Source organism: Sphingomonas sp. (assembly GCF_042095875.1).
Taxonomy (GTDB): domain Bacteria; phylum Pseudomonadota; class Alphaproteobacteria; order Sphingomonadales; family Sphingomonadaceae; genus Sphingomonas.
Map to the genome: position 1 here is coordinate 88,306 of NZ_JBELMJ010000008.1, position 7,888 is coordinate 96,193.

At 69.5% G+C, this 7,888-nt stretch carries 8 protein-coding genes; 3 read left to right on the plus strand and 5 right to left on the minus strand.

The annotated features are described in order from the left end of the window. The first annotated feature begins 36 nt into the window (after window positions 1-36). The 3 genes from ACFDS6_RS05125 to ACFDS6_RS05135 all read left to right on the plus strand — a co-directional run bounded on the left by ACFDS6_RS05125 (window position 37) and on the right by ACFDS6_RS05135 (window position 2,356). Window positions 37-504: a DsbE family thiol:disulfide interchange protein gene (locus tag ACFDS6_RS05125; RefSeq protein WP_375271044.1), complete on the plus strand. Its 468-nt coding sequence runs from the start codon at window positions 37-39 to the stop codon at window positions 502-504. Further along, on the plus strand, window positions 504-896 hold the full coding sequence (locus ACFDS6_RS05130; RefSeq protein ID WP_375271034.1) for a cytochrome c-type biogenesis protein: 393 nt from the start codon (window positions 504-506) through the stop codon (window positions 894-896). The genes ACFDS6_RS05125 and ACFDS6_RS05130 overlap by 1 nt, the downstream gene beginning before the upstream one ends. An 89-nt stretch (window positions 897-985) precedes the next feature. Next, window positions 986-2,356, plus strand: coding sequence for a cytochrome P450 (locus tag ACFDS6_RS05135; protein ID WP_375271035.1), 1,371 nt, complete (start codon window positions 986-988; stop codon window positions 2,354-2,356). A 4-nt stretch (window positions 2,357-2,360) separates the two neighbouring features. Here the strand turns inward: ACFDS6_RS05135 and ACFDS6_RS05140 are convergent, their stop codons facing one another. The 5 genes from ACFDS6_RS05140 to ACFDS6_RS05160 all read right to left on the minus strand — a co-directional run bounded on the left by ACFDS6_RS05140 (window position 2,361) and on the right by ACFDS6_RS05160 (window position 7,330). Then, window positions 2,361-3,380 carry a sensor histidine kinase gene (locus ACFDS6_RS05140; RefSeq protein ID WP_375271036.1) on the minus strand — a complete coding sequence of 340 codons (1,020 nt, stop codon included), beginning with the start codon at window positions 3,378-3,380 and terminating at the stop codon, window positions 2,361-2,363. 14 nt (window positions 3,381-3,394) lie between these two features. After that, window positions 3,395-3,853 carry a response regulator gene (locus ACFDS6_RS05145; RefSeq protein ID WP_375271037.1) on the minus strand — a complete coding sequence of 153 codons (459 nt, stop codon included), beginning with the start codon at window positions 3,851-3,853 and terminating at the stop codon, window positions 3,395-3,397. Beyond that, the gene (locus ACFDS6_RS05150) at window positions 3,850-5,364 is read right to left on the minus strand and encodes an ATP-binding protein (RefSeq protein WP_375271038.1); all 1,515 of its coding nucleotides are present in this window, start codon (window positions 5,362-5,364) and stop codon (window positions 3,850-3,852) included. The genes ACFDS6_RS05145 and ACFDS6_RS05150 overlap by 4 nt, the downstream gene beginning before the upstream one ends. A 71-nt stretch (window positions 5,365-5,435) precedes the next feature. Then, window positions 5,436-6,176, minus strand: coding sequence for an exonuclease domain-containing protein (locus ACFDS6_RS05155; protein ID WP_375271045.1), 741 nt, complete (start codon window positions 6,174-6,176; stop codon window positions 5,436-5,438). 56 nt (window positions 6,177-6,232) lie between these two features. Further along, a complete protein-coding gene (locus ACFDS6_RS05160) occupies window positions 6,233-7,330 on the minus strand; it encodes an MBL fold metallo-hydrolase (RefSeq protein WP_375271039.1) in 1,098 nt (365 codons plus the stop codon). Between the last annotated feature and the right edge of the window lie 558 nt (window positions 7,331-7,888).

Consider the following 7,888-nt stretch of genomic DNA (forward strand, 5'->3'; position numbering starts at 1 on the left):
CCGCTGTGCGCGTTCGGCGTGATCGTCGCGGTGGTGATGTGGGGGCTGTACCTGCCCGCCGATCGCACCGTCTACTCGGCGATGGTCGGCAAGCCGCTGCCCGCCTTCACGCTGCCGCCGGCGGTCGCGGGCAAGCCGGGGTTGTCGGACAAGGATTTTCGCCAGGGCAAGCCGCGGCTGCTCAACGTATTCGCGAGCTGGTGCGTGCCCTGCATCGCCGAGGCGCCGCAGCTGATGACGCTGAAGGCCGCGGGCGTGCCGATCGACGCGGTGGCGATCCGCGACACCGGACCCGCGATCACCGGCTTCCTGCGCCGCAACGGCGACCCGTACGCGCGGATCGGCGACGACGCGACCAGCCGGCTGCAACTGGCGCTCGGCTCCTCGGGCGTGCCCGAGACGTTCGTGATCGACGGCCGCGGCGTGATCCGGGTGCAGCACGTCGGCGACATTCGCGCGGAGGACGTCGCCACCTTGCAGCAGGCGCTGGCGGAGGCGGAGTGATGCGGAGCCTGCTCGTCGCACTTGCCCTCGTCGCCGTGCCCGCGGCGGCGCAGCGCCCGCCCGCCGCGCTCGCCTACACGCAGCTGCGCGATCCGGCGCAGGAGGCCGAAGCGCGCGCGTTGATGGAGACGCTGCGCTGTCTCGTCTGCCAGGGACAGTCGATCGCGGATTCGGACGCCGACATGGCGGGCGACATGCGCGCGCTGGTGCGGCAGCGGATCGCGGGCGGCGAGCGGCCTGACGAGGTGCGAGCATGGCTGATCGCGCGCTACGGCGATTACGTGACCTTCGATCCGCCGATCGGGGGCACGACCTGGCCGCTATGGTTCGCGCCGATAGCGCTGCTCGGCATCGGCGTGATGATCGCGCGCGCCTCGTTCCGCCGCCGCTAGAAAGCGCTTTGCGCGTGCGGCGATCACGCTTAGTCTCGCCAGAACAAATGTTACGGTGAGTGCGCTCGCCAGGCGAGGAGGAGAGCGGCATGCATCTGGTCAGCGACCATATCGTCGAGGGCCGGGCGGGTCCGAACTTCCCGCGAGCCTATCCCACGCTGCCGGACGTGCGGTTGACCGACATTCGCGCCTTCACCGGCGGGCAGCCGTGGTCCGATTACGCCCGGATGCGCGAACAGGCACCGGTGATGTGGCACGAGGGGCCGCGCACCGGCGACGGGGGCGCGGGCGTCGGCTTCTGGGCGGTCACGGGCTACGACGACGTCAAGCGCGTCAACGGCGACCCCGATACCTTCTCGTCGGAGGCGGGCGGCATATTGATGGGTCTCGGGCCGGAGGAGACGCGGCACCCGACATTGTTCTCGGCCTCGACCAACTCGATGATCAACCTGGACGGGCGTCCGCACCGGCAGCTGCGCCGCGAGCACATGCCCTATTTCACCGCCAGCTACATGAAAGGCTTGCGCGCGCGGGTGGCGGATGAGGTCACGCGGTTGCTGGACGCGATGGCGCCGCTCGGCACGTGCGACTTCGTTGAGCGGTTCGCGCAGCGGCTGCCGATCTTCACGCTGTGCGAGATGCTGGGCGTGCCGGTGGAAGACCGCGAGCGGTTCATCGGCTGGATTCACTTCCTCGAACTGGCGCAGCAGGTCGCGGCCGAGCAGATCGAGCAACTGGCGGGACTGTCCGAGCCGAGCCCGCAGGTCGCGGCATTTATCCAGTTGTTCAACAAGAACGTCGCCGAGATGTTCGAGTACGGCCGCGTCATGCTGGCCAAGCGCCGCGCCGATCCGCGGGACGACCTGATGAGTGCGATCGCCAATGCCGAGGTCGAGGGCGAGCGGCTGCCGGGCGAGTATCTCGACGGCGCGTGGCTGCTGATCGTGTTCGCGGGCAACGACACGACGCGCAACACGCTGTCGGGCGCGATGAAGCTGTTCACCGAGCATCCCGAGCAGAAGGCGCGGTTGCAGGCGGACGGCGCGCTGTTGACCAACGCAGTGCACGAGATCACGCGAATGGTCTCGCCGGTGATCTACATGCGTCGTACCGCAACGCGCGACGTCGAGTTGAACGGGCAGATGATCGCGGAGGGCGAGAAGGTCATCATGTACTACGGCGCGGCGAACCGCGACCCTGCGATGTTTCCCGACCCCGACCGGTTCGACATCGCGCGTGCCAACGCGGAGAAGAACATCGCGTTCGGCTACGGCCCGCATTTGTGCATCGGGCGGATGACCGCGCAGGTGCAGCTGGAGGAAGCGTATCGGCAGATCTTCCGGCGCTTTCCCGATATCCGCTGGTCCGGCGGGATCGACATCGCGCCGAACAACTTCGTTCACGCGCTGCGGCGGTTGGAGGTGGCGTTCACGCCCGAGCGGACGAACCGGGCGGCGTGAGCTGCTACAGCGCGCCCGCCAGAATCGCGCGCGTGCCGCGGTGCGCAGGGTCGTACTCGACGATCGTGTCCAGGCTCTGCGCCATCGCGCGGATCAGCTTGGTGCCGACGCCGGTTCCCTGGGGAATGCCGTCCCCGATCCCGACGCCGTCGTCCTCGACCGACAGGCGGAAGCGCGCGTCGCCCTCGCGCGTTAGCGCGACGCGGATCTCGCCCGGACCGTGCGGATAGGCGTATTTGCACGCGTTGCTGACCAGTTCGGTGACTATCACGCCCAAGGACACCGCGCGGTCGGTCGGCAGCCGGACCGGCTCGGCGGCGAGCGTCAGCGCGCGCGGGGTCGCGGGCGTCGACCAGGTCGCGGTCAGTTCGTCGATCAGCGCGGTCAGATACTCGTGCATGTCGACGCTCTCGACCGCGTCGCCGGTGTAGAGCCGGCGGTGGACCTGCGCGATCGCGGTGATACGGCGCTGCGTGTCCTCCAGCGCCGCGCGCGCGCCCTCATCGGTCAGCGCGCTCGATTGCAGCCGCACCATCGCCGAGACGAGTTGGAGCGAGTTGGCGACGCGGTGGTTGACCTCGGCGAGCAGCGCCTCCAGCCGCGCGTTGCTGGCACGCAAATCCTCCTCCGCGCGCAGCGTCTGCTGCTCGAGCAGACGGCGCTCGATCACCTGCGCGAAGGTCGCGTCGAGCAGGTCGAAGAAATCCTCGCCCGGCGTCTTCACGACATAGTCGGCCGCGCCGGCGCGCAGCGCGGCGATCGCAACGCGGCTCTCCTCCGATCCGGTGACGTAGACGACCGCAGGCGGATCGGGCAGTGCGCGCAGCCGGGCGAGCGTTTCCAACCCGTCGATGCCGGGCATGTAGTGATCGACCGCGACGAGGTCGAACGGCTCGCTCGACGCCGCCGCCACCCCGGCCTCGCCACCGTCCGCCACGGTCACCGCGTAGCCGCGCCGCTGCAGCGCGCGCGACACCAGCCGGCGGATGCCGGCGTCGTCGTCTATGTAGAGGACGCGGCGCACGTGCGTGGGCTCGCTTACTGCCCGTCGTCCAGGTCGGGCACCTGGATCACCGACAGGAATAGCCCGAGCTGGCGGATCGCCTGCGCGAAGCTCTCGTAATTGACCGGCTTGGTGATGTAGACGTTGGCGCCCAGATCGTAGCAGCGCTGGATCTCGGTCTTGTCGTCGGTGGTGGTCAGCACGACCACGGGGGTGCGGCGGACGGGCCCGTCGCTGCCCTTGATGCGCGCGAGGATGTCGGTGCCGCTCATGTCGGGCAAGTTGAGGTCGAGCAGGACGAGCGCGGGGCCGTTGCGCTGCGGGCCATCGTCGGCGTTGAACAGGTAATCGAGCGCCGAGGTGCCGTCGGTGAAATGGCGAATACCGTTCATGATGCCCGCGCGGCGAATGTTCTTCTCGATCAGGCGCGCGTGGCCCTCATCGTCCTCGATCATCACGATGTTGACCGATTGAGGATTGGAAGAGGCGTTCATGCGGAGCGGTCCTGCGGTTCGAGCGTGAGCGGAAGTGTTAGGCGGAAGGTAGCGCCTTCGCCAAGTGTCGACGATACCTCGATATGTCCGCCGAGGCGGAACACCAGCGCGCGCACCGTGGCAAGCCCGATCCCCTCGCCCGGACGATCCTGCGCGCCCGAGCGGCGAAACAGGTCGAAGACGCGCGAATGGTCGCGCGGGTCGATGCCGCGGCCGTTGTCGCACACCTCAATGATGGCGCGCGAAGCCTGGCGTCGCCCGCGCACGACGATGCGGCCGGGTACCCCCGGCTTCAGATACTTGACCGCATTGTCGACGAGGTTGGAGAGGATCTGGTCGAGCGAGAAGCGGTCGCTGACGAGATCGGGCGTCGGACGCTCGATCACCAGTTCGGCGTTCGCCTCGGTCAGGCGGTGCGTCATCGCGTCGCGGATGTTCTCCATCAGCGCGACCATGTCGATCGGTTCGGGCGACAGCACGCGCCGGCCCTGGCGCGACAGCATCAGGATGGCGTTGATCAGCCGGTCCATCTTCTGCGTCGAGGTGCGGATAAACCCGATCGCCTCGGGCAGGTCCTCGCGCACCGCGAGCCGCGCGTCCTCGGACACGAGCTGCGGCGCTTCCGCTTCGGCGCAGTCGAGCAGGGTGCCGAGCTGCTGCGTCGCCGCCTCCAGCTCGGCGGTGAAGCCCATGACGTTAACGAGCGGGGAGCGCAGGTCGTGGCTGACGATATAGGCGAAGCGCTGGATTTCCTCGTTCGCGCGCGTCAGGTCGGCCGTCCGGTCCTGGACGATCGTCTCCAGGTTGGCGTTCAACTCGTTGAGCGTGTCGCGCGATCGGGCGAGGTCGCGGGTATAGGTCAGCACGGCGGCGAGCGAGATCGCGGCGACCACGACCAGCAGCACGCCGGTCAGCGCAAGCATGACGTAGAAGGTGCGCACCGCGTTCTGCAACTCGCGGTCGCGCCGCGTGAGCAGGACGCGCTCGATCGCGATCATGCGATTCATCGTGCGGCGCACGCCGATCATGCGCCGCGCCGCGGTCTCGGCGCGGAACAGGTCGCGCGCCTGTGTCACCTCGCCCGCGTCGGTCAGCGCGATCGAGCGCGCGCGCGCCGCGACGATCGGTACGAGCTGCCGGTTTAGGGCCGAGAGGTTGCGGCGCTGCAGGTCGTTGTCCGCGATCAGCGTGTTGAGCGCGGCCAGCCGCTGCGGCAGTTCGGTCGCCGTGACGCCGTACGCATCCTTGAAGAGCGCTACGTCGGGCGCCAACAGGTAGCCGCGACGCGTCGTCTCGCCTTCCTCGATCAGGCGGCGCAGATCGATGATCGCGTTCTCGACGCGGTAGGTATGCTCGACCCAGCGCGCGTGAACCTGGTTGCGCTGGGTCATCCAGGCAGCGGCGACCCCGGCAACGACGAGCGCGAGGAAGCCGATCGACATCAGCGCGGTCAGCCGCTTGCCGATCGGGCTCTCGGTCGGGGAGACGAACAGGCGGGGCGAGCGAGCCATCGCGCCCAGGCTAAGCAGCAAAGCGAAGCGGTCACAAGTGCAATAGCTTAAGGCCGCGGCGGGGACGGTGGCTAGAGCAGCAATTCCTGCGCGGTCGCGCGGCCGACGTGGCCGCCGCCGCGGCGCCTGGCCATCTCGGTCTCCGCGGTGAAGCGGATGTCGGGATCGCGGTCGGTCATGAACTTGACCAGGCTCTCCTCCTCGATCTCGCGCCATTCCTTGCCGCGGTCGGGGCCGTAGCGGACGCGCGGGAGCAGGCCGGGCTGGTTCGACCATTCGACCAGCTGCGCGACGCTCGCCTCGTTCAACTGGTCGCGGACGTGGTGCGCAGTGACGTAGGCGTCGGGAAAGGCGCGGTGCGCGGGCAGGCCGCGCTCGTGCTCCAGCCCGTACGGCTTGCGCCAGTAGCGCAGCACCTGGTTGGAGAAGGACGGGCTGTCGGGCCAGAGCCGCAGCGCGCACTTCCACGTGCAGATCCAGTCGGCGTTGCGCGTGAAGGCGGGGGTGCAGAATTGCTCCTCGAATGCGGCGCGGTGCGCGGCGAGCGCGACGCGGCGGGGATAGGGGTCGAGCACCTGGCGCGCGACGTCGTGCCAGTAGGGCGCGTCGGCCACGTCCTCGTCGCGGATGTGGTGGATCGCCTGCGTGACGGGCGGCATCGGGCGGCCCGGGTTGACGAGGATGTTGCCCCCCTCACCGTAGAGTTCCCAGCGGCCGTCCTCGCCGAGCGCCACGTCCTGCCAGCCGACCTCGCACACCGCGTGGGCGGGCGGGGCGGAGCCGGTGGTTTCCAGGTCGACGACGCGAACGATCTGCGGTTGCGGGCGGGGGCGGGTAGTGAAGCTCGACACGAAGGGTAAATGGGCGTTCAGGCGCGCGAATACCACCACGTGGCGTCGCGCACGGTGCGCAGCGCGCGGCCGGTCAGCTCGAGGTGGCGCAGGTGCGCGAGCGCCTCGCCGGTCGCCATGCCGATCACGTCGGGGCCGATCGGGCGGCGGAACAGTTGCGCGAAGCAGTCCACCGCGCGGCGCGGCTCGGTCATGTGCGCGACCAGGGCGTCGAGCCGGTCGCGGTGCTCGCGCTCCAGTGCATCGAGCCGCGCGTGGAGGCCGTGGAACGGGTCGCCGTGGCCGGGCAGGACGAGCAGGTCGTCGGGCAATTGCCGGAACCGCTCGATCGAGGACAGCCAGTCGCCGAGCGGGTCCGCGCCGGGCTCGCCGGCGTGGAGCGAGATGTTGGAGCTGATCCGCGGCAGCACCTGATCGCCCGCGATCAGGATGCGGCGCTCGTAGTCGACCAGGCAGGCGTGCTCGGGCGAGTGGCCGCTGCCCACCACCACGTGCCAGTCGGCGTCACCGATGCGCAGCACCTCGCCGTCCCGGATGCGGGTGTAGCCGAGCGGCAGGCGCGCAATCATCTTGGCAAAACGCGCGAAGCCGCCTTTGCTGGCCTCGGCGATCTGCTCATCGTTCCAGCCCGCGCCGCGCCAGAAGGCGACCTGCTCGTCGGGCACCTCGGGTCGCGCGTCGGACGACAGCATTCGCACGGTCAGCCATTCGGTGCGCGTCATCAGGATCGGTGCATCGTAGAACCGCCGCGACAGCCAGCCGGCGAGACCCAGGTGATCGGGGTGCATGTGGGTGCACAGGATGCGCCCGATCCGCTCCCCGGCGAGCGGACCGTCGAGGATCGCGCGCCACGCCTCGGTCGTGCGCGGGCTGGCGGTGCCGGTGTCGATGGCGAGCAGCGCGGGGCCGTGCTCGTCGTGATCGTCGAGGACCAGTCCGTTGACGTGCTTGAGCGGCCCCGACATCGGCACCCGCCACCAGCGGATGCCGGGCGCGATCGTCACCAGCTCGCCCGGCTGCGGCACGCGGTCGCCGAAGGGATAGGTGAGGCCGGCGGCGCTGGTCGGGGTCAGTCCCTCGTCGCCGATCAGTCCGCGCTGGTGATGTGTCGCCATGCCGGCGACGCTAGCGGGCGGGGGCGGGCGGCGTCACGCAGATAATGCGGGTGGCTTAGTGGCGGGCGTGGCGAGGCGGGCAGCGGGTGGTGGCGCGGAAGGTGAGGCCAAGGTGAGGCCAATTCGGGGTTTCGGGCGACCGGAAGGTGAGGCTAAGGTTAGGCCAAGGCGACGTGCTGCACGGTCGAGCCGCCGGCGGCACGAGTCGGCGCGGCGGGGGCGCTCGTCCGGAAGGTGAGGCTAAGGTGAGGCCAATGGGCGTGGCGGCGCGGGGGTAAGAAGAAGCGGGGCCCCGGATCAGGTCCGGGGCGACGGTTAGGCTCAGGTTTAGACCTGACACTCCGCCGAGGAACGCCAATCGTGGCGTGCCGGGAGGAGCTTCCAGCCTTGTCGACGATGAAAAGAGCCGCGACCGGGAACTCCGGTCACGGCTCTCACGCTATCGCGTGACCGGGCTGTAGGACAGCCGGCAGGTGGCTCAGCGGCGGAACGGGTCCTCGAACGTGGGGCGGGCGGTCGCGCCCTGGTCGAAGCCGTTCTCGACGTTCTCCGCGTCGC

What these genes read in the sequence shown, in the direction of transcription:
- ACFDS6_RS05150 (WP_375271038.1), bottom strand. Translation starts at nt 5,364, where the DNA reads ATGGCTCGCTCGCCCCGCCTGTTCGTCTCCCCGACCGAGAGCCCGATC.
- ACFDS6_RS05160 (WP_375271039.1), bottom strand. Translation starts at nt 7,330, where the DNA reads ATGGCGACACATCACCAGCGCGGACTGATCGGCGACGAGGGACTGACC.
- ACFDS6_RS05135 (WP_375271035.1), top strand. Translation starts at nt 986, where the DNA reads ATGCATCTGGTCAGCGACCATATCGTCGAGGGCCGGGCGGGTCCGAAC.
- ACFDS6_RS05145 (WP_375271037.1), bottom strand. Translation starts at nt 3,853, where the DNA reads ATGAACGCCTCTTCCAATCCTCAATCGGTCAACATCGTGATGATCGAG.
- ACFDS6_RS05130 (WP_375271034.1), top strand. Translation starts at nt 504, where the DNA reads ATGCGGAGCCTGCTCGTCGCACTTGCCCTCGTCGCCGTGCCCGCGGCG.
- ACFDS6_RS05125 (WP_375271044.1), top strand. Translation starts at nt 37, where the DNA reads ATGTGGGGGCTGTACCTGCCCGCCGATCGCACCGTCTACTCGGCGATG.